This is a genomic window from Metabacillus hrfriensis, from assembly GCF_030127205.1.
GTDB classification, from domain to species: Bacteria; Bacillota; Bacilli; order Bacillales; family Bacillaceae; genus Bacillus_P; species Bacillus_P dongyingensis.
On the sequence record NZ_CP126116.1, the window covers coordinates 4,629,544 to 4,651,542 of the forward strand.

Annotated in this window: 21 protein-coding genes; 4 read left to right on the forward strand and 17 right to left on the reverse strand. The window is 41.5% G+C overall.

Going from position 1 to position 21,999, the window contains the following annotated elements; genetic code table 11:
* Window positions 1-54: 54 nt before the first annotated feature.
* Entirely contained in the window at window positions 55-1,467 is a 1,413-nt protein-coding gene (locus QLQ22_RS22980) for a HAMP domain-containing sensor histidine kinase (RefSeq protein WP_284015636.1), read from the reverse strand.
* Window positions 1,457-2,161, reverse strand: a complete 705-nt coding sequence (locus QLQ22_RS22985; protein WP_223438358.1) for a response regulator transcription factor — start codon at window positions 2,159-2,161, stop codon at window positions 1,457-1,459. Before QLQ22_RS22985 ends, QLQ22_RS22980 begins: the two co-directional genes overlap by 11 nt.
* A gap of 315 nt (window positions 2,162-2,476) precedes the next feature.
* On the opposite strand from QLQ22_RS22985, the gene QLQ22_RS22990 reads away from it, so the two are divergent.
* Both QLQ22_RS22990 and QLQ22_RS22995 read left to right on the forward strand, forming a co-directional pair.
* Window positions 2,477-3,940 carry an ABC transporter permease gene (locus QLQ22_RS22990; protein WP_284015637.1) on the forward strand — a complete coding sequence of 488 codons (1,464 nt, stop codon included), beginning with the start codon at window positions 2,477-2,479 and terminating at the stop codon, window positions 3,938-3,940.
* Window positions 3,941-3,953: 13 nt separating this feature from the next.
* Window positions 3,954-4,655: an ABC transporter ATP-binding protein gene (locus tag QLQ22_RS22995; protein WP_252207534.1), complete on the forward strand. Its 702-nt coding sequence runs from the start codon at window positions 3,954-3,956 to the stop codon at window positions 4,653-4,655.
* A 328-nt stretch (window positions 4,656-4,983) separates the two neighbouring features.
* Here QLQ22_RS22995 and QLQ22_RS23000 read toward each other — a convergent pair whose 3' ends face one another.
* From QLQ22_RS23000 to QLQ22_RS23065, 14 genes are all read right to left on the reverse strand, one after another.
* Window positions 4,984-6,375, reverse strand: coding sequence for a M20 family metallopeptidase (locus QLQ22_RS23000; protein WP_223438364.1), 1,392 nt, complete (start codon window positions 6,373-6,375; stop codon window positions 4,984-4,986).
* Between the two features lie 18 nt (window positions 6,376-6,393).
* The gene (locus QLQ22_RS23005; RefSeq protein ID WP_284015638.1) at window positions 6,394-7,812 is read right to left on the reverse strand and encodes a M20 family metallopeptidase; all 1,419 of its coding nucleotides are present in this window, start codon (window positions 7,810-7,812) and stop codon (window positions 6,394-6,396) included.
* Window positions 7,813-7,865: 53 nt separating this feature from the next.
* Window positions 7,866-9,479 carry an ABC transporter substrate-binding protein gene (locus QLQ22_RS23010; protein WP_223438368.1) on the reverse strand — a complete coding sequence of 538 codons (1,614 nt, stop codon included), beginning with the start codon at window positions 9,477-9,479 and terminating at the stop codon, window positions 7,866-7,868.
* 36 nt (window positions 9,480-9,515) lie between these two features.
* Window positions 9,516-10,436, reverse strand: coding sequence for an oligopeptide ABC transporter permease (opp4C, locus tag QLQ22_RS23015; RefSeq protein ID WP_223438370.1), 921 nt, complete (start codon window positions 10,434-10,436; stop codon window positions 9,516-9,518).
* 22 nt (window positions 10,437-10,458) lie between these two features.
* Window positions 10,459-11,409: an ABC transporter permease gene (locus QLQ22_RS23020; protein ID WP_223438372.1), complete on the reverse strand. Its 951-nt coding sequence runs from the start codon at window positions 11,407-11,409 to the stop codon at window positions 10,459-10,461.
* A 30-nt stretch (window positions 11,410-11,439) separates the two neighbouring features.
* Window positions 11,440-12,456, reverse strand: coding sequence for an ABC transporter ATP-binding protein (locus tag QLQ22_RS23025; protein ID WP_275976724.1), 1,017 nt, complete (start codon window positions 12,454-12,456; stop codon window positions 11,440-11,442).
* Complete coding sequence (locus QLQ22_RS23030) at window positions 12,453-13,472, reverse strand: ABC transporter ATP-binding protein (protein ID WP_284015640.1); 1,020 nt, start codon at window positions 13,470-13,472, stop codon at window positions 12,453-12,455. The genes QLQ22_RS23025 and QLQ22_RS23030 overlap by 4 nt, the downstream gene beginning before the upstream one ends.
* Before the next feature lie 31 nt (window positions 13,473-13,503).
* The gene (locus QLQ22_RS23035; protein ID WP_275976725.1) at window positions 13,504-14,709 is read right to left on the reverse strand and encodes an amidohydrolase; all 1,206 of its coding nucleotides are present in this window, start codon (window positions 14,707-14,709) and stop codon (window positions 13,504-13,506) included.
* 416 nt (window positions 14,710-15,125) lie between these two features.
* On the reverse strand, window positions 15,126-16,073 hold the full coding sequence (locus QLQ22_RS23040) for a siderophore ABC transporter substrate-binding protein (protein WP_284015641.1): 948 nt from the start codon (window positions 16,071-16,073) through the stop codon (window positions 15,126-15,128).
* Between the two features lie 22 nt (window positions 16,074-16,095).
* The gene (locus tag QLQ22_RS23045; protein WP_284015642.1) at window positions 16,096-16,851 is read right to left on the reverse strand and encodes an iron ABC transporter ATP-binding protein; all 756 of its coding nucleotides are present in this window, start codon (window positions 16,849-16,851) and stop codon (window positions 16,096-16,098) included.
* Entirely contained in the window at window positions 16,845-17,795 is a 951-nt protein-coding gene (locus QLQ22_RS23050; RefSeq protein ID WP_223438377.1) for an iron chelate uptake ABC transporter family permease subunit, read from the reverse strand. Before QLQ22_RS23050 ends, QLQ22_RS23045 begins: the two co-directional genes overlap by 7 nt.
* A complete protein-coding gene (locus tag QLQ22_RS23055; protein ID WP_252207547.1) occupies window positions 17,788-18,738 on the reverse strand; it encodes an ABC transporter permease in 951 nt (316 codons plus the stop codon). The genes QLQ22_RS23050 and QLQ22_RS23055 overlap by 8 nt, the downstream gene beginning before the upstream one ends.
* Window positions 18,739-18,940: 202 nt before the next feature.
* The gene (locus QLQ22_RS23060) at window positions 18,941-19,372 is read right to left on the reverse strand and encodes a MarR family winged helix-turn-helix transcriptional regulator (RefSeq protein ID WP_223438384.1); all 432 of its coding nucleotides are present in this window, start codon (window positions 19,370-19,372) and stop codon (window positions 18,941-18,943) included.
* A 247-nt stretch (window positions 19,373-19,619) separates the two neighbouring features.
* Complete coding sequence (locus QLQ22_RS23065; protein WP_223438385.1) at window positions 19,620-20,033, reverse strand: VOC family protein; 414 nt, start codon at window positions 20,031-20,033, stop codon at window positions 19,620-19,622.
* Window positions 20,034-20,267: 234 nt separating this feature from the next.
* Here QLQ22_RS23065 and cyoE point away from each other — a divergent pair, with 234 nt between their 5' ends.
* A complete protein-coding gene (gene cyoE, locus QLQ22_RS23070) occupies window positions 20,268-21,182 on the forward strand; it encodes a heme o synthase (RefSeq protein ID WP_223438387.1) in 915 nt (304 codons plus the stop codon).
* Window positions 21,183-21,350: 168 nt separating this feature from the next.
* On the opposite strand, the gene QLQ22_RS23075 is transcribed toward cyoE, so the two are convergent.
* Window positions 21,351-21,671, reverse strand: coding sequence for a ribonuclease E inhibitor RraB (locus tag QLQ22_RS23075; protein ID WP_223438389.1), 321 nt, complete (start codon window positions 21,669-21,671; stop codon window positions 21,351-21,353).
* A gap of 157 nt (window positions 21,672-21,828) precedes the next feature.
* Here QLQ22_RS23075 and QLQ22_RS23080 point away from each other — a divergent pair, with 157 nt between their 5' ends.
* Window positions 21,829-21,987, forward strand: coding sequence for a hypothetical protein (locus tag QLQ22_RS23080; protein ID WP_223438391.1), 159 nt, complete (start codon window positions 21,829-21,831; stop codon window positions 21,985-21,987).
* The last annotated feature ends 12 nt before the right edge of the window (window positions 21,988-21,999 follow it).

Sequence of the window (21,999 nt, forward strand, 5' to 3'; positions counted from 1 at the left end):
CTACTGCATTGTTTTTACTAGTTTATCAAGTAATTATGTCTAAATTATTAACAATTATAAATCATGTTTTTTATCAGGAAATTTCAGGATGAATTTGGTGCCGTGATTCTTCCTGCTATCAATCACGATTTCTCCCTGATGCAGGTGAACAAGCTGTTTAACAATTGATAATCCCAAACCGAATTCGCCAAATTGATGGCCGGTTCTGGACATATCCGCCTTATAAAAACGCTGCCATATAGATTCAACCTCTTTGGGGTCCATCCCGATACCGGTGTCTTCTATTTCAATAATTGTTTCCTTATATCCCTTTTTTCCGCGCAGCCAAACGGTCCCGCTCTCTGTAAATTGAATACTGTTTTTTGTAATATTAATTAAGATTTGAATGAGGCGGTCATAATCAGCAAAGACCGTTATTTCTTCATTCCCATCAATCTTTAATTCCACCTGTTTTTCCTCTGCCTGAAAAAATAAATGCTCTTTAATAATTTCAAAAGCCTCTGTAAGCTGAATTTCTTCTTTGAAAAGCTTCACCTGATTGGAGCGGATTTTTTCATAATCCAGGTTTTCATTCACGAGTCTGATCAGGCGTTTTGCTTCCTGACTGACAAGCTGGATGCCTTTCTCCTTTTCGCCCTCTTCAATCATGTTATTTTTAAGCCCTTCAATTACTCCGCTGATTGTTGTTAAAGGAGTCCTTAGTTCATGAGAGACATCCGCCATAAATTTTCTTCTTCTATTCTCTAAACTTTCGATTTCCTGATTTGATTGCTTCAGCTGCTCCGCCATATTATTAAAATCGTTCGCAAGCTCGCCGATTTCATCTATGTTGGACGATGGCACCGAAATATCGTATTTCCCTTCCGCAATCATTGATGTTGCGTTTCGGATCCGCTGAATTCTTTTTACATGAACGTTTGATAGAAACCAGCTTAACAAAAGTGAAACGGATAAGGAGATTAAAATAGTATATAAAAGATAACGGTTAATCTCGCTGATTGTCTCTCTGGAACCTTTAATCGGCGAAACTAACAGAATTCCTCCTGAAAGATTGCCGTTTTCAAGATACGGCAGGGCAACTAAAGAAACCTCCTGGTTAAAGCGTTTGATTTCATGCTTAACGACGATTCTCTCGCCTTCCTTTAGATTCTGCCATTCTTCTTCTGTCGGCTGAAACCTTGGAGCGTTCCCTGCATACGGATAGAAAATCATTCCTTTATCATCAAAAAGACTAAACCGTATGCCTCTCGCACTGAGCACCTGCTCATACTCTTTCAAAGCGCGCTCTCCTCTGTTATTTTGCACGTCTGTTAAAATTCTGTTGCCATACTGCTCAAGTTCTTCCACCTTGTCTTCATAAACAAAGGATTCCGCATATTGGGCTACAACAAGACTCAAGATCATAAAAGCAATGATCAGAATGCTGATATGACTTAAAAACAGCTGATAAATATACTTAATTCTCATTCGGATCTACCGTTTCATCAAACTTATAGCCCACTCCCCATACGGTATGGAAAAAAGGCCTGGTTTGCGAGCCCAGCTTAGCCCGCAATCGTTTAATATGAACGTCTACCGTTCGTTCATCCCCGTAAAATTGATAGCCCCAAACCCGTTCAAGCAGCTGCTCTCGCGAAAAAACCTGCCGAGGATGCTCCGCAAAATAAAAAAGGAGATCAAATTCTTTTGGCGTTAAGTTTTCGACCTTTTTATTTTCAAGCAAGACCTCTCGTGTTTGTTTGCTGATTTTGAAATAAGCTGTTTCAAGACTGCCTGTCTCTTTTTTAGGTGCATGCGAGACTGAGTGCCTGCGGGACACTGCTTTAATCCTCGCCATAAGTGCAAGCGGGCTGAATGGCTTCGTCACATAATCATCGGCTCCCATTTCAAGCCCAAGAACCTGATCAGATTCGCTGTCCTTTGCTGTCAGCATAATAATCGGAACGGAGCTCTTCTCTTCCCTGATCTTTCTGCAAAGGGTAACCCCGTCCATCCCCGGCAGCATCCAATCAATAATCAGCACGTCCCAGTCTTCGCGTTTAAATACATTGTAGCCTTCAAGCCCATCATTTATAAAAGCACCCTGGATGCCTTCTTTTGAAAAAAACATCTCAAGCATTGCACTGACACTCTGATTATCTTCTATGACTAAAACCTTCATATTTACACCATCCAAAAATATGACTTTCTTTTCAAAGTAAAGTGAATTTCCATGTTTCGCAACAGTTTTCTAAATTCTTCCCTGTTTTTTAAAGGTTAAGAAATAGTTTAGACATAGTTTGTTCATTTCTAACTACTATTCTAAGAAATGTGGAACCGGCTGTTTAGCCCCGACAGGCAGATAAGGATTCACCTGAAAAGTCCGGCTTTGACTTTTTTGGTGAATCTGTTCTGACCGAAGGGTTAGTAGTGGTGCTGGACACCGAGAACATTATTGAAAACTAGTGTACTTATTCTAATACAAAGGAGTAATAAAATGAATTTTATGAAACGCGGTTTTTTAAGTGTGAGAGCACGTGCAGGAAAAAGCCTGCTGCAAGTCTTTATTTTTACTGTCATTTGCGTGTTTGTCCTATCAGGGCTGTCAATTCAGTCAGCTGCTGAAAAATCAAGTGTGCTTGCGAGAGAGTCGCTTGGAGGCGAAGTGACTCTTAATGTCGACATGGAAAAACTGATGGAACAGCAGCGCAGCGAAAGTACGGAAGAAGGCGAGAGAGTTCGCTTTCAGCCTGTTCCCATTCAGGAAGAATCAGCTGAGGAGCTGACCTCCTATTCACAAGTAAAAGGCTATAACTTCTTATCCTCTACATTTGGAACAGCAGCGGACTTCGAGCCAATCGAAAATGAATCCGCGGATGCTGCAGAAACAGAAGAAGCTGCTCCGGGCAGAATGGGAGGCGGGGCAATGGCTGCCGCTGATCTTACACTGCAGGGTGTCATGTTTACGGATTCTGTCCAATCCTTCTTAAACAGTGAATCTGCTATTGTAGAAGGCCGCCACCTGACAGATGAAGATTTAGAGAAAAAGGTAACGGTCATAGAAAAAACACTCGCTGAAGAAAATGAGTTAGCAGTTGGCGATAAGGTCACTGTGCAATCAACTGCTGATGAAGAGACATCATTAGAACTTGAGATTGTGGGAATCTACGAAACTGCCTCTGCAGGCTCAGAGCTTGGAGGCAGAAACGTCACAGCTATGAATCCATACAACCTGCTTTATGTTCCATATACAGCAGCAACTGCTCTTAAGGGAGCTGATTACGAAGGAACCATTGATCAGGCAGTTTATTACATGAACGATCCTGAGAAAATTGACAGCTTCGTGGATGAGGCAAAAGAAAACAGCAGCATCGATTTTGAAACGTTCAAATTGGATGCCAATGATCAGACATATCAGCAAATGATCGGTCCGATTAATAATGTAGCCTCTTTTTCAAAAAATGTTGTGTATTTAGTAACCATTGCCGGTGCAGTCATTTTAGGCCTCATCATTATGATGTCTATTCGTGAACGCAAATATGAAATGGGCGTCCTGCTTGCGATTGGGGAAAAGAAGTGGAAGCTAGTAGGTCAATTCTTGTTTGAAATTTTAATTATCGCTGTTCTGGCTCTTGGCGTTTCATCCGTAACCGGTCAAGCTGTGGCAAAACAGTTCGGAGATCAGCTGCTGTCTCAGGAGCTTACTCAAACAGAAGAAACCGCATCAAACCCTGCTTCATTCGGTGGCGGACGAGGCGGCATGGGAATGGGCGGACCGTTTGGCATGCAGCAGTCTGCTGCAGATGCAGATCCGATTGATGAACTTCAAATTGAAGTGACCGGAGAGGATTTAGGCATTCTCTTTGGCATAGGGCTGTTAATCGCTATTATTTCAGCACTAATTCCAGCTTTATCTGTTTTGAGACTTCAGCCAAAAACAATCTTAACGAAACAAGACTAAGGAGGAACAATACATGACTAATCTGCTGCAATTTGAAAATGTCAGCTACTGGTACCATCATGAAAATAAAAAACATGTGATTTTGAACGATATTTCCATTGGTTTTAACAAAGGAAGCTTCTATACTATTGTCGGACCATCAGGTTCAGGAAAAACAACCTTTCTCGCACTCGCAAGCGCACTTGACGTCGCGAAAGAAGGCTCCGTTTTATATGAAGGCAAAAACATTAAGAAAATCGGCCTTTCAAACTTTCGCAATAAATATGTATCGATCGTTTTTCAATCCTATAACCTCCTGCCTTATATGACAGCCCTTCAGAATGTCACGACGGCTATGGAGATCACTGGATCGGCCCAGCCAAACAAAAATGAATTTGCTTTGCAGATCTTAGAGAAAGTTGGCATTTCCGAGAAACAGGCAAGACAAAAAGTGCTGACCTTAAGCGGAGGACAGCAGCAGCGCGTCTCCATCGCGAGGGCGCTTTCCTGTCAATCTGAATTAATCATTGCAGACGAGCCAACGGGGAATTTAGATGAGGACACAGCCAAAGACATTGTCCGCCTCTTTCAAGACCTTGCCCATAAGGAAGGTAAATGTATTATTGTTGTCACCCATGATCAAAATATTGCGGCGATTTCCGATGTGACAGTGAAGCTTTCTAAGGGGAGTTTTTATGTGAGTCAAAATAGGGAAGCGGTTGGTTTAAAAAGCTAAGATTAATGCCCGTTCCGCTCATCTAAGATGATCGGAGCGGGCATTTTTATATTTTACAATTGATGGGGCACGTGTCAATCAAGATTCCGTCAAATAATCCATTTACTTTCCAATACAGGGTAATTACTTTCCAAATCGTCCTATTTACTTGAAAAAAATTAAGAAATACTTTCTAAATGCAGTATTTTACTTTCTTTTTTCCAATTACCTCCTAACCCTATACGATATCCTCATTATTAAAACGCTCATAATTGGAATTCCGCCTAAAATGAAGTACATTTCCCCAATTTCTTTAAATAACTGAGTGAAGAATCGAAGTTGAACTTCGTTAGAAAATAACACTTGCGATCGGCTGTGGTTCTGCTTCAGCTGCAAGCGGCGAAAGATAGTGCCTTCCGTTTAGTGCTCTTGCATGTTCTTCTTTGGCTTCCTTCACTTTCCCTGGGTGAACAAGCAAATCAACCGCTGTCGCAGCAAGTACTTTCCCTGCATGAAGCATGCCTTTATGACCGATGCTCATTCCCCCCTGTGAAACAACCTGCCACGTATGAAAAGGAGTTCCTACAGCAGCTGTGACAACTGAACACTGTGCGGTTGGCACAAGCCAGCTGACATCTCCGACATCTGTTGATCCATAAGAAAAACCCTCATTATATTTGTATGGTTTTAGTTCATCTGATAAATAAGGATACGATGTGTCCTTAGAGAAAGTTGACTGAATTTCTTTGGCAAAGTCTTGCTCTTGTTCCGTAAAATTCGGAAGACCGATTTTTTGGAAGTTTTCAAACATGACAGATTCCAGCGTTTTATTTAATACGAGATTGGAAGAACCGGCATCAAAGCGGACATCTAGCTCTGTTTCCGTCATTAACGCTGCTCCTTCAGCAATTTTTAACACTCTTTCGTATATCTCCTGCACTTGTGCAAATTCTGGAGCTCTAAGCTTGTACAAGACTTCGGCAAACGGCTGAACAACATTTGGCGATTTTCCGCCTGAGTTCGTAATGGCGTAGTGAAGCCTGGCATCCTGAATAAGATGCTCTCTTAAAAAATTGGCGCCTAAATTCATCAGTTCGACTGCATCTAATGCACTTCTTCCTAAATGAGGGCTTGCTGCAGCATGTGAGCTTCTCCCATTAAAAGTGAAATAAATCTGGCAAGTCGCTAAGTTTCCTGAGGATTGAATATGGTTAGTGGATCCTGGATGCCATGTCAGCGCTGCGTCCACGTCGTCAAACAATCCCGCTCTGACCATGAACCCTTTTCCGCCGCCGCCTTCTTCAGCCGGACAACCGTAAAAGCGGATTGTACCTTGTAAACCCGATTCCAGCATGTAGTCCTTTAATATAACTGCCGCTGCAAGCGCACCTGTCCCAAGCAGATTATGCCCGCATCCGTGTCCGTTCCCCTCATTTTCAATTGGAGATTTATGTGAGATCCCTTTTTCCTGACTTAGATTAAACAGGGCATCATATTCCCCAAGAATCGCAATGACAGGACTTCCGTTTCCGCAGCTTCCGACAACTGCCGTTGATATGCCGCCTGCTTCCCTCTCAACCTCAAAACCTTCCATTTCCAATGTTTCTGCCATTTGTTCAGCAGACTGAACTTCTTCATATCGAGTTTCGGCATAGCTCCAAATTTCGTCACTGACGTGAATGAATAGGTCACGCTTTTTTTCAATAAGCTGAGATAAACGTTCATAGTAAGGGATACTCATGATTCGATTTCTCCTTTTCTATTTTCTGGCGGACGGAACAACATCATTTGGTATTGGATTACGATAAGGGTCATCTTGGGTTTTTCCAGCCAGCTCCTGTTTTGCCAGAGTGATTAACTCAGGACTGTTTAAGATTTCAAGAGCTGCTGCTGCCATGACTTTTCCTGCGTGAAGCATGCCTTTATGAGCAAGCGGCATGGCACCCTGCGCTACAATTTGGTATGTATGAAACGCTGTGCCTGCAGCAAAGCATGCTGTTTGAATCTGTCCGGTAGGCACAACCCAGCTTACATCGCCAACGTCTGTAGAGCCTGCAATGTTCACCGTGACGTCCAAAGGGATGACAGAATCAGCTAAATCCTTATTCTTCATTTCTTTAGACAGGCCAAATGTTTTATCCTCGTCAGTCAGCGTTGCGCGGATGTTTTTCGCAAACTGTAAATCTTCTTCATTAAACTTGGGTGTTCCAAACTCTATGAACTTTTCATGCAGCACCTTTTGAATCGTGTTATTAGGAATGAGATTGGAGCAGGCTTTATCAAAAATAATTTCAAGATCGGTTTCAGTCATCAGTGCTGCTCCTTCGGCAATTTTGCAGACTCTCTTATAAATCTCGTCAACTTGGCTGACGTTTGGCGCACGAACCAGATAAAGCACTTCTGCTTCAGACTGAACAACGTTTGGTGAAAAACCACCTGTATTTGTAATCGAATAATGCAATCTGGCATCCTGAATGACATGTTCCCTCAGATAATTGACTCCGGCATTCATCATAGCAACCGCGTCGAGAGCGCTTCGCCCCGTGTGCGGGCTTTGTGCTGCGTGAGCCGAGCGGCCTTTGAATTTAAAATAAACTTGATAGTTAGCTAGAGAGCTGCCGTTCATGACACCGTTTCCCGTTCCCGGATGCCAGCACAGCGCATAATCGACATCTACAAACAGTCCTTCCCTGACCATAAAGGTTTTGCCGGACCCGCCTTCCTCACCAGGACAACCATAGTAGCGGATTGTTCCTGGCAGATTGTTCGCTTCCATAAATTCTTTAACAGCGACTGCCGCGGCCAGTGAACCTGATCCAAGTAAATTGTGCCCGCATCCGTGTCCATTCCCTCCCTGAGTGACGGGATCATGATCCGCCACCCCCTTTTTCTGACTCAACTCGGCGAGGGCATCGAATTCACCCAAGATAGCAACAATGGGTCCATCTGCTCCAAAACTTCCAATAAATGCGGTAGCCATATTCCCAACACCTCTGTCTACTGTAAAACCTTGCTGTTCAAGCGTTTTACAAAGAAGCTCTGCCGATTTATATTCTTCAAAGCGTGTCTCCGCATATTCCCATATTTGATCGCTTATCGATATGAAAATATCTTTCTTCGATTCAATCATTTTCGAAACCTTATTCGATATTCTTTCAGCTGCTTGCTGCTCTTGCATGATCGGCCTCCTCCTTGAAATTTCTTACTTCATATAAAAAAATGATTCAAAGGCTAATTGGACCCTGTCATCGTCCAATTTTGAAGGTTTTTATGAAAGCCAAATACTTTAGGCTCTCCCTCTTTCACTTCTTTGCTGACAGCTGAAAAATCATTATCTGAATACAAGGTGAAAACAGGCAGGTCTTCATTCCAAAGCTTTTGCAGCTCTGAATAAATTTCTTTTCTTTTTTCCACATCAGGCTCAGATTTCCCCTTATTCAGCAATTCATCACTCTTTTCACTGTTGTATTTCATATAATTTGAAGGCGCATTTGACTTATACATGGAGGAAATATCTGGATCAAGCGAATTCGTAAATCCAATAAACATAACATCATAATCCCCTGCCTTGGCTTTTGCCAGCAAGGTCGGGAAGTCATACGTTGTCACGTTTGTTTTTAATCCTATCGCTTTCAAGTCTTGAGTAATAATATCTGCAGATTGTTCACGGACCTTGTTGCCCGTCGGAACGATGATGTTTAACGGCTTGTTAAAATCCCATCCTGCTTCTTTTAACAGCTGCTTTGCTTTCTCAGGATCATACGTATACGTCTTAAGGTCTTTATCTAGATACGGGCTGACAGAGGTATAAGGACCATCAACGATTTCGCCTTCACCTTTCAGGAGCTTGTCCACAATCGCCTTACGATCAATTGCATAAGCAACAGCTTGCCTGATTTTCGGATCTGCAACCGATTCTGTGTTGAACATAATAGATTGATAGCCATATGTTTTTTCAAATTTAGTCGTTACATTTTGGAACTTTTCTACTGTTTCATAGTCATTTGCAGGGATCTTCCCTATTCCTCCCGCTGCGTTCATGCTAAGTTCTCCCGTTTGCAATTGAGCAACGATATTAGCTGCCGGCATTATTTTCACAAACATTTTATTAAGCTTTGGCTTACCTAAATAATAATTTTCATTTGCTTCATATTCTACGTACTGATCCTTCTTATAAACGACGAAATTGAAAGGTCCATTTGTAACTGTTGGCTTTTGCATGAAAGGATCTTTTGACAGATCTTCAGGCTTTACATCTTGCAGCACATGCTTAGGCAAGATCATAAATTTAGCTCCCAGCTGCTCTTTTACCATATTTGGGTCAACAGGCTGTTTCGTTTTAAAAGTAAATGTTTTTTCATCAACTTCTTCAATTGAAGGGATCTCTGTCTCACCTTCCGGAAGCTTTCCGCTATCATCTAATCCATCAATAATGGTGAGAAAGTTACCTACGCTTGTTTCCGTTTTAGGATTTGCGACAAGATTCATTGTGAAAATTGCATCAGCAGCAGTAACAGGTTCACCATCAGACCACTTGGCATCCTTTTGAATCTTGACGGTGTAATTTTGTTGATCTGTGGTCTCAAATGATTCGGCAAGCTTTGGTGTGAAGCTTTGTGGCGCATCCATATCCAAAAACGTATCAAACATAAATTTCTCAAGAAATTGTGCAGCAACATCAGTAGAATTAATCGGATTAAAGGTTACAGGAGGATTTACCATTCCAATGAACATGCTGCTATCTCCTGAACCACCACTGCTTGTTGTACTTGTTCCACCCGCACTGCAGGCTGCGAGTAACAAAAGACTTAAAATCATACAGATCGAATTTTTGATCAACTTCATTGTTTTCCCCCCATATTCACTATAATCGTTTTGATTTTATTTAAAGCTTTTCGGATCTAATGCATCACGCAGTCCGTCACCCATGAAATTAATCGAAAGAACTGACAGGATAATCATTAAACCAGGCGGAATCCAAAGCCAGGGCTGCGTGCCAAGCACGGTTAAGGACTGTGCCTCAGTCAGCATGTTTCCCCAACTGGCAGCTGGCGGCTGTACTCCCATGCCCAGAAAACTCAACGAGGTTTCAAGGATAATGGCAGAAGCAATTCCAAACGTTGCATTTACTAGAATAGGCGCAAGACAGTTTGGCAAAATATGCTGAAAAACAATTTTAGGAGCTGAATATCCAAGCGCAACACCGGATTTAATATAGTCCATCTCTTTTACTGACAGTACGCATCCCCTGACTAAGCGCGCCACTGACGGCCAGCCCAGGAGTCCAATAACAAGGATAATGTTAAAAAGGCTGGGACCTACCACACTGACAAGAACAAGAATGACCATTAAATAAGGAAAAGACATAAATATATCTGTTAAACGCATGATGATCATATCAACCCACTTGCCAAAATAACCAGCTAAGGCACCGAGGATTGTCCCAATCGTTATGTAAATGGCAACGGCTCCAATGCCAACTGACAGGGACACTCGTGATGCATAAATGAGGCGGCTTAATAAATCTCTCCCAACCTGGTCAGTACCTAGAATGTGTGTTGAGGAAGGCGCTGAGGAAAACTCTCCTTTGATATCATAAGGACTGAGCGGAGCAAAAACAGGCGCAAACACTGCGATTATTGCCATAATCGTAAAAATAACGAGGCCCACAACCGCTAGCTTATGCTTGAAAAACCTCTTGGTAATTTCTTTGAAATTGCTTTCTTCTTTCCCTAAATCCTCTCTCAATTCTCGCGGCGGCAGATTAACCTCAACTTCAACCTTCGGGTTAGCAAAAGACATGGCACGCACTCCTTTCTGAAAGTTAGGTGTACTTGATTCTCGGGTCTGCTACAGAATAAAGAACATCAGAGAGCAGGTTGGACAACAGCACACTAACTGCGGCCAGTAAATTTATTGCCATTAAGGTTGGGTAGTCCCTTGATCCAATGGCTTGAATGGTTAATTGGCCGAGTCCTGGCCATTGGAAAATCTGTTCGGTTACGACAGCGCCCCCAATTAGTAAGGGAATATCCATACCTATAATGGTGATGATGGGGATAAGAGCATTTCTAAGTGCATGTTTATTTGTAACAACAAATTCCTTCAATCCTTTAGCTCTGGCCGTCCGAAGGTAATCCTGCCCTAACACCTCAAGCATGCTTGACCTCACATAACGGACCATACTTCCTGCAATCCCAGTCCCAAGTACAAAGGCAGGCAAAATGAGGTGAAGAAATGTATCAAAAAACCCGCTCGATCCGCCTAGAGTGTTCATCCCTCCTGTTGGCAGCACTTGCAATATCAAGGAGAAAATATAGATGGCACCGAGTCCAAGGAAAAAACTCGGAATCGATACACCAAGAAATGAGAAAGTTGTAGTGAGATAATCTGTCCATGAATACTGTTTTACCGCACTAATAATGCCGATTGGAATCGCAATTAAGTAAGCTATAATCAAAGCCGTCCCCATAAGCAGAAGAGTTGGAAAAACCCTTTCAGATATCATATTGATTACAGGTTCATATGTCGTAAATGAATTTCCAAAGTCACCCTTCAAGATGTTGACGAGCCAGTGCCAGTATTGAACATAGATAGGGTCATTTAATCCAAGAGCCTCTTTCTTAATGGCAATATCCTGTTCTGTTGCATCAGGGTTAATATACATTTCTACAGGATCGCCTGGTGCCAGATTCACAATGAAAAAATTGAATACTGTCACACCAAATAAGACAGGTATGGCAATAAGAATTCTGCGCACTATATACTGGAACACTCTGATCTCCTCCTTTATCTATGACTGTTCTTAGTTCAGCGGAAAATGACATGCGATTGATTGGCTGCCTCCTAATAGCTCTGGCGTTTGCTGCCTGCAAATATCCTTCGCTATCGGGCATCTTGTATGAAAGCTGCATCCTTTCGGCGGATTTGCCGGGCTCGGGACATCACCCGCCAATACAATTCTTTCCCGATTCCTGAAATGCGGATTTGGTATGGGATATGCATTTAATAAGGCTTGTGTATACGGGTGCTTCGGATTCTTAAAAATATCCTCCGTTTTGCCAATTTCGACAATTTTCCCAAGATACATAACCGCGATGCGATCGCTTATGTATTTAACAGCGCCTAAACCATGAGCAATAAACAAATAGGTTAAGCGGAATTTTTTCTGCAAATCCTTTAACAGATTCAAAATTTGAGCTTGGATCGATACATCAAGTGCCGACACTGGCTCATCGCAAACGATCAGCTTTGGTTCAAGAATTAATGCACGGGCTATGCCGATTCTTTGTCTCTGACCACCTGAAAATTCATGGGGGTAGCGGTTTTTATGAGATTTTGTGAGACCGACAATTTCGAGCATATCATCAACTTTTTTGACTGCCTCCTCCTTGCTAGCAAGCTTATGAGCAAGCAGCGCCTCAGCAAGAAGATCTCCAATCCTCTTTCTGGGATTCAGTGAAGAATACGGGTCTTGAAAAATAATCTGCAGATCGAGGCGGGCTTTTCGCAAATCGGCGCCATTTAAGGATGATAAATCCCTTCCGTTGAAAATGATTTGACCGCCAGTCGGCTCATCCAATTTTACAATTGATCTGCCTGTTGTAGACTTTCCGCAACCCGATTCCCCTACTAGTGCAAGTGTTTCTCCAGGGTATATTTCAAAATTCAAGCCATCGACCGCTTTGACATGGCCAACAGTTCTGGAAATAATCCCTTTCTTGATTGGATAATATTTTTCCAGCTGTTTGATTTCAATTAGCGGCTTGTCCATGTTCGGTTCGGGAATGAATCTTTCTTTTTCAGCAATTGGAATACTCATACTTGTACCTCCATGTCAGAAGCTGCTTCGCTGCTCCTTTGCCCTTCATATAACCAGCACCTAACTTTATGAGGATTGTTTTCATCTAAAGAATCCAGAGCTGGGTTTTCGGATAAACATTTATCACGTGCATATGGACATCTGGCATAATAGCGGCAGCCCTTCGGCATATTCTGCAGCGTTGGGACAGCACCGGGAATGGAATTAAGCCGCTCATGCTTGTCCGACTCCAAATGCGGAATAGACTGCATCAGCCCTTTCGTATAGGGATGCTTTGGGTCATCGAATAAGGTAAACACATCCGCTTCCTCCACAACTTGCCCTGCATACATGACAAGCACCTTATCGGCCATTTCCGCTATAACTCCCAGATCATGGGTAATCAATATAATCGCTGTTTTAAATTCTTCACGTAAGTCCTTCATCAGCTGAAGTATTTGCGCTTGAATCGTGACATCCAAGGCTGTCGTCGGTTCATCCGCTATTAATAAACTTGGATTGCATGACAATGCCATCGCAATCATGACTCTTTGTCTCATGCCTCCAGATAGTGCGTGAGGGTATTGATCCATTATTTCTTCTGCTCTTGGGATTTTTACTTTCTCAAGCATTTGGACACCATACTTTTTGGCTGCTTTTGCATTCATGTTCGTATGAAGCCTGATCGATTCAACGAGCTGATTTCCAATCGTGAAAACCGGATTGAGTGACGACATCGGCTCCTGAAAGATCATGGAAATTTCATTCCCGCGGTACTTCCTCATTTCCGCTTCCGATAATTTGGATAAATCCGTTTTGTTTAACATGATTGAACCTTCTTTAAGGTATCCGTGCTTCCCCAGCAAACGCATGATGGATAAAGAGGTGACACTTTTCCCGCAGCCTGATTCTCCTACAATTCCGAGGGTTTCCCCCTTCTCAAGTTCAAAGGAAACCTCCTCTACAGAAACGACTTCCCCTTTATCTGTTGAAAAAGCCGTCTTTAATTTATCAACCTTAAAAAAAGGATCTGACACCTTTTACACCCCCTATAAAGTCGTGCTGATATTAAACAATTTCAATCGCCTTCTCTTCCGGAATTACAGCAGCATAATGATAGACGAGTCCCAGCAATGATTTTGCGGCATACACCATTGCACGTTCATCAAAATCAAATTTAGGATGATGATGGGGATAAGCTGCTCCTGTTTCTTCGTTTCTGGCGCCCGTATGGTAGAACATTCCTGGTTTATTTAACAAATAATAGGCAAAATCCTCACCACCCATAATTGGCGGAGTTTCCATCAGCATCCCTTTATCTAATGAAGAAGAGATAACCTCTTTAAATACTTCAACTTCCTCATTATGGTTGTATACTGAAGGATAGCCGTTTTGATAAGAGACTTCACAGTCAGCATGGAAGGCAAGACAAACTCCCTTTACAATATTCTTTAATTCCTCTTCAACATATGTCCTTACTTCCTCGTCGAACGTTCGAACGGTTCCAGTAATGACCGCTGAATCAGCAATAACATTGTTTGCATTTCCAGCGTGGAAGGAACCTACTGATAAGACAGCCGATTTTTGGGGATCTACTCCTCTGCTGACAACATGCTGAAGCTGATTTACTACTTGGGCGCCAATCGCAATTGAATCAACTGTTTCATGAGGGGATGAGCCATGACCGCCTTTTCCAATGATTTTTATTTCAAACGAATCCGCCGAGGCCATTGAATAGCCTCTGCGATAGGCAAATGTCCCAAGCGGTCCTCTTGACGATAAATGCGTTCCGTATACAACATCGACATCTTCTAAACAGCCATCCTCTATCATTGCAATGGCACCGCCAGGGTAAAGTTCTTCTGCGTGCTGATGAATAAGTACTACATTCCCTGCAAGAAGATGCTTATTTTCACTTAATATTTTTGCGACAGCCAATAGTGTTGCTGTATGACCGTCGTGTCCGCAGGCATGCATCACACCAGGAACAGTCGATTTATATTCGACTTCTTTTTCATCCTGAATGGGCAGAGCATCAAAATCAGCTCTTAGTGCAATCGTTTTTCCAGGTTTCCCGCCATAAATTTTCCCGACTACTCCCCTTCCGCCTACGCCAGTGCGAACTTCAATTCCATAGTCTTTGAGAATACCCGCTATCATATTCGGTGTTTCAACTTCTTGGAAGGAAAGCTCAGGATTGCGGTGAAGATGCCGCCTCCATTCCACCATTTGACTAAACATTTCCTCTGCTTGATCATGCCATGCTTTTAACACGCTCATTCCTCCATTCCTCACAATAAAGATTGAATAATCTTAATTTAAATATTATTCAGATAATTAAAACCATACTTGTCCTTCAGCACCGATATTTTTGATAATGGTTATACAGCTCCTATCATTTATATTTTTCAATAACTTATCATATATAAATAGATGTTGAAATAATCATGTTACTTTATATGACAAATAATATTAATATAAGTATTAATTTTCATCCATCCTTATAGAGAGGTGAAAATGGAAGATTATATAACAAACTATTGAGTGTCTGCACCGTTACACTCCTAATGTACAAAATACATAAGGAACAACATTTCACAATCAAACCATTCCTTATGGTGGTTTCCTTCTCTTACATAAAAAACAAGACCGCAGAATGAATACATTTCTGCGGTCTCACCAATTAATCCCTATTCAATTGAACCCGATACTTCCTCCGTCATCCCGGCAACAGATTCAAGACCACCGCCTGATAGGTACCAATAGTCAGGATCTAAATAAATAATCTTTCCATTTTTATAGGCTTTCGTATTTTTAACCAAATCATTTTCCACTACCTGCTTCGCAGAGGATTCTCCGCCGGCAACTGCTCCTCTATCAATAACAAATAGGTAGTCAGGGTCTTTTTCTGTAATATATTCAAATGAAATGCTTTGTCCATGTGTAGAGACCTCGATTTTTTCGTCAGCTGCTGCGAAGCCGAATTCGTCATGGATAATGCCGAAGCGTGATCCTGCTCCGTAAGCACTTACCTTGCCGTCATTTGCAAGGACGATTAATGCTTTTTCACCGCCTGCTGATGCTTTCTCTTTAAGCTCTTTGATAGACTCTTCTACTTTAGCAAACTCTTTTTCTGCTTCTTCTTCCTTGCCGAAGATCTCGCCTAATGTTGTTACATTTTCTTTAAATGATTCCATGTACTTCGTTGTATCCACGCCCATGAAAATGGTCGGGGCAATCTTGCTCATCTCTTCATAGGAATCCTGCTGTCTGCCTGAAATGATGATGAGATCTGGTTCCATTTCATTGATTTTCTCAAAGTCCGGCTCTTTTAAGCCTCCGACATTTTCGTATTTTGCATCTTCATATTTTGAAAGATAAGAAGGAATGTTTTCCTGAGGCACTCCCGCTGCTTCAATGCCTAATTTATCTAATGAATCCAATGTTCCGAAGTCAAAAACAACGACTTTTTTTGGATTTTCAGGTACTTTTGTTTCCCCTAATTGATGCTTCACTGTTATTTCTTCTTTCTCTTTCTCACCGCTGGCAGAAGTTTTTTCTGCCTCTTTTGTTCCGCACGCTGCTGCAAAAACAGCCAGTACTACCGTTAAAAGGACTACTAATAAATTCTTCTTCATTCTCTTCACCTCTATTATTTTTTTAAAAATAAACACAAATGCGATTGCCGTTTATCGTTTGAATATCAATATCCATCTCATAAATTTCTTTTAAAACAGGGGATGTAATGATTTCTTCAACAGGACCTTCCTTCACAATTTTCCCGTCTTTTAATGCGACAATAAAATCCGAATAGCAGGAAGCAAAGTTGATATCATGAATCACTATCACGACTGTTTTTCCAAGCTCATCCACAAGCCTTCTCAGCACTTTCATAATCTGCACGGAATGCTTCATGTCGAGGTTGTTCAGTGGCTCATCAAGAAGGACATACTCTGTATTCTGGGCGATGACCATGGCAATAAATGCGCGCTGCTGCTGGCCTCCGCTCAGCTGATCCAAGTATTTATCCTGCATGTCCTGAAGCTCCATATACTGAATGGCCTCATCAACGTGCTTCATATCTTCCTTTGAGAGATTCCCTTGAGAATACGGAAACCGTCCAAAGCTGACCAGGTCTCTGATCGTTAAACGGATATTCAAATGATTGGACTGCTTGAGGATTGAGATTTTTTTCGCAAGATCATTGCTTTTCCATTCTCCAATGTCAGTGCCGTCAATAAATACCTGTCCCGTATCCTTTTTAATCAAACGGCTGACCATCGACAGCAGCGTGCTTTTTCCCGCTCCGTTCGGTCCGATAAAAGAGGTGATTTTCCCTTTTTCGACCCGGATTGATACATCTTCCACTACATTCTTATTTCCATACCGTTTTGAAACCTTGCTGACTTCTACCATGATTTATTCTCCCTGAGCAGCAGATAAATAAAGTACACGCCGCCTATGAAATTGATGATCACGCTTAATGTTGTTGAAAAGGTGAAGACTTTCTCAACGATAAATTGACCGCCGAGCAAAGCAATAATGCTGATTAAAATCGACCCTGCAATCAAGTACTTATGCTGATGTGTTTTTAAAAACTCATGTGCCACATTTGCAACAAGCAGGCCAAGGAATGTAATCGGGCCAACGAGAGCCGTTGCGATAGAGACTAAAATGGCAATAATAATCAGCAGCCTTCTGACCACTCCATCATAGTCGATGCCGAGATTTACAGCGTGCTCCCTTCCGAGCGAGAGCACATCGAGGAAATGACTGAATTTCATAAAATAAACCGCAATCGCAGCTGTTATAAGAATCGCAGCAAGGAGAAGATCTGTGTTCACATTGTTAAAGCTTGCAAACATCCTGTCCTGCACGATCTGGAACTCATTCGGATCTATCAGCACCTGTAAAAACGAGGACATGCTTCCAAATAACGTTCCAAACACAATCCCGACTAACAGGAGAAAATAAATGTTTCTCCCTTCTCTTTTAAAAAGAAGCTGAAAGAGCAGGAGGGCAAATAGCACCATTAACCCGACAGATAAAAGAAAGTTTACATTCTTATTAGCCATCGTCAGTGATTGAGAACCAAAAACAAAGATGATGAACGTCTGAATAAAAAGATAGAGTGAATCTAATCCAATGATGCTCGGAGTTAAAATTCGGTTATTTGTAATCGTTTGAAAAATCATCGTAGAAAACGCGATGCAGCTTCCTGTCAAAACAATGGCCAAAATCTTGACTCCCCGTTTTGGAAGAACATAGTCCGGGTTCCGTCCAACATCATAGAATAGGAAAATTGCAGCGAATAATACGGCGATGACTCCAAGGATGATAAGCTTCGTTTTATTATTCATATGCCTTTCTCCTAAACAGTAAATAAATGAAAATGATGCTTCCGATCACACCGACAGTCAAACCAATCGATATTTCATACGGATAAATGATGATGCGCCCTAAAATATCACAGAACAGGATAAATACTGCACCAAGCAAAGCTGTATGCGGCAGGCTTTTCTTCAGATTGTCCCCTAAATAAATGCTGACGATGTTCGGAATGATTAATCCGAGGAACGGAATGACGCCCGCGGTCAAAATAACGACCGTTGTCACAAGAGCTACAATCACAAGACCTATATTGACAACCTGCTTATAATTCAGTCCCAGATTGGCTGAAAACTCTTCTCCCATTCCCGCTACCGTAAATCGATTCGCAAAGAAATACGCAACAATAACAAGAGGAATGCTTATGTAGATCAGCTCATACTGCCCTTTTACAATCATTGAAAAATCGCCCTGAAGCCAAGATGACATGTTTTGAATCAAATCATTTTTGTAGGCGAAAAAGGTTGTAATGGAACCAATGATGTTGCCGAACATTAAACCTACAAGCGGAATGAAGATCGTATCTTTAAATCTGATTCTCTCTAAGATCTTCATAAAAATGAACGTACCGGCTAGTGCAAAAACGAAGGCAACACCCATCTTTTCAAGCGGACTTGCCGAAGTGAATATCATCAGCGAAACTAAAATGCCCAATCTAGCCGAGTCCATAGTACCTGCTGTGGTCGGAGAGACAAATTTGTTCCTCGTTAACTGCTGCATGATTAAGCCGCAGATGCTCATACTAACACCGGCAATCAAAATGCTGATGAGCCGCGGCAGTCTGCTTATCAGGAGGATTTGCACCTGATCATCCTGCAGATTCAGAAGATCTAGAGGGGTAATGCCCTTGACCCCGATGAAAATGGAGGAAATTGATAAAATTATTAGCGCTAAAAACAAATATCTCTTTTTCATAATGTTTCCTTACATCCCTTTATTTTTGAAGCTCTATGTTGGGTAATCACCTCATTCGCTCTGGTAAAGATAATCATTCTCATATAACCCTAAAAAAAAGAAGCTTTCGCTTTTTTATTATCCACTTTAAATGATAATGATTTTCATTATCATTTGTCAATATAAATTTACTTGTTTAAACAAGTATTTATGCAAAAAACATTTATTTTAAGTTATTTCTTATTTTATCAAGCACCGTCAGACAGATTTCCATGTCGTGTTCACTAATCTCTGCTGAAGCATCCGCAATGGTTTGACCTGCTAACCCCTCGAGCTCAGATTGAAGATCTATCATTGCTTCAGTCAAAAAAATAAGGTTGATGCGCCCGTCACTTTCGTGCGGAACTCGTTTCACCAGCCCGCGCTTGATCATATTATCAATAAGCCGTGAAACACTTGGCTGATCTCTTTCATTAAGCAGAGCCAGCTGATTTTGCGTTTGGCCATCCTTTTCATAAAGTCTGCACAGGATTTGCCACTGTTCATACGTAACAGAATAGTCTCTTAAGTTTTGATTTAACCGGCTGCATATGAGCCTTGAAGCATGGAACAGTTTATATCCGAGTGAGTTGTCCAAATAATATTTATTGTTCATAGCTGCACACTCCTTTTACAATCTGTCCATTAATAATGGTAGAGGAAGAAGCTAGTTTATGCAAGTGTTTTCATAAGAAAAGCGGAATCGCCGGTTTAGCGCATGCGGACAGATAAGGATCCGACGGAAAGTCAGGGTTTGGCTATTCACCAGATCCGTACTGGCCCAGGAGCTGGACGGTCAAGCTAGACATAAATACTTGATAACTATGTAAAAGCATTACCAGGCAGGTCCTTTTTGATTATTCTTATTTAACTTTCTCAAGATTCAGATCCCAGATTACTCCAAATGCATCCTTCACTTTAGCATAAGTGGCTCCCCAGAATGTATCCTGAAGCTCCATCAAAATCGTGCCTTTTTCAATTAGAGCACTGTAAACGGTTCTGATTTCATCCTCGGATTCGAACTCCAACACCAATGATAGATTGTTGCCGATTTCAACTGTATTGCCTGGAAAAGCATCTGAAATCATTAGAAGCAGATCATCTTTTTTCAGACGGGCGTGCATGATTTTTTGTTCTGCCTCAGGAGGAGTAGGATAGTCGGCTTCGCCATACGTCTGAATTACTTCAATCTCACAGCCAAAAACTCCTTTATAGTACTCCAGTGCTTCTTTCGCATTTCCATTAAACATTAAATAAGGTGTTGCTTGATGCTTCATAAACAATCACTCCTTCGCAATGGATGATACTGTCATTATAGTGGACAGCTTCCTAATACTCAAACGGGTAATTATCTGAAGAATAAGAAAACGTATAGAAAATGTTCACAAAGATTCGACATCTTTTTGTCAAATGCTCCCGACTATTACTTTCCAGTACAAATAACTGTTAATATGTTAGATAATCAAGTATGTTAGTAAGGGTTTGGATTTAAAAAGAAAAGGAGAATTGTGATGAAAAGTACAGAGGTAATCGTAGAGGATTCTCTTTCTATAAAAAGCATCTTTTCTTGGAGTAATTTTAAGGCTATCGTCAAAGACGGCATTGTGAAATCAAACCTTCTAGGTATGTTTGCAGGCCTTTCAGTAGCGTTGTCTGTATATAATATCAGTTTTGTGGATAATATTCTGGTCGTCATTCTTGCTCTTCTGGGTACGGCAGCTGTTGTTGGCGGTGCCGGTGCGATTAATAACTATTACGACCGCGATATCGATTCTCTTATGAAACGCACGATGGAGAGACCAACAGTTACAGGATCCATCCATCCCAAGTTTGCATTATGGCTTGGCACCGCGCTTTCAATAAGCGGAATTGTGTTTTTGTTCCTGATTTCACCTTTAACGGCTTTTATTGGAGCTCTTGGATTATTCTTATACCTTGTCCCTTACACAATGTGGACAAAAAGAAAAACAATTTATAACACAGAGGTAGGAAGCTTATCCGGCGCCATTGCCCCTCTAATTGGCTGGGCAGCGATTTCGCCTGACATGTTCCACCCTGCAGCACTTGGACTATTCGTTTTAATGTTTTTATGGCAGCCTCCTCATTTCTATGCGATTGCCATCAGACGTTTAGAAGATTACAAGAATGCAAGCGTCCCGATGCTTCCGGTTGTAAAAGGAACACCGCGTGCTAAAATTCAAACAATCGTTTATTTAATATTGCTTCTTGCATCATCATTCCTGTTCTTATCCTTCAGCAAAGTCGTCGCTTTCTCCATGTTCGCCCTGACACTTGCCTGGATGCTTGCCGGAATCATCAGTTTTAAAAAGATGGATGATTACAAATGGGCAACGATGATGTTTATCTTCTCACTGAATCATTTAACGATCATTTTCACTATGCTAATTATTGTTTCGTTTCTATAAGAAAAGCGGAAGCGCCTTGGTCAGCTCCGACAGGCAGATAAGGACCCGCCGGAAAAGTCCGGATTTGACTTTTTTGGCGGATCCGTTCAACCGAGGAGTTAGGCGCTGGAGCTGGATACGAGTACTTTGCCATAACTTAAAAAAGTCAGCCCTTCGGCTGGCTTTTTTCTATTCAGTCATGACGCTCCATCCATCTGCATAGCCGCCAAGCGGCTTGGTAATCGCATCAAGCTTCTTTTGCATGGCCACAATCTCATTATGCTTTAAATGCATCTTAACGGAGCCAAAGCATGTCCATTCTTCCACATCATCGTCATACTCCATCATGAATTTGTAGCCTTTATCAGAAAGTGCCTTTAAAATCGCTTCCCCGTTCTCCTGATCCGGAACCGCCACATAAAAATCAATCATATGAGGCTTCTTAAAATTAAGACCTTCTTTGTACAGCATACTCAGTACTTTTCCATCCTCATCCTTTGGAAAATTCATAGTATCTCCTCCTTTTTATAAAAAGTGCATCTTCATTATCTTATAACAATCTGAAATTGCAATCCCCATCTAAAGTCTGAGAAAACTTCAATCCAATGGCGAATTTTATCTAGGAATATTTCCCATATAATAAAAGGAACAAAAGGAGGCGGAAACGATGGGTACAGACAACTTTTATGTTTTAGAGGAACTAAGAAAATGGCAGCAAGAGGAGCTTCATAAAAGAATGAAGTTTAACGAAACGTATCAATTATATTCTGATGTACCAAGGAAGAAAGTATGCGCGGACTTTATTTTATTTAAGATTTGCATATAAAACGAAAGCTCA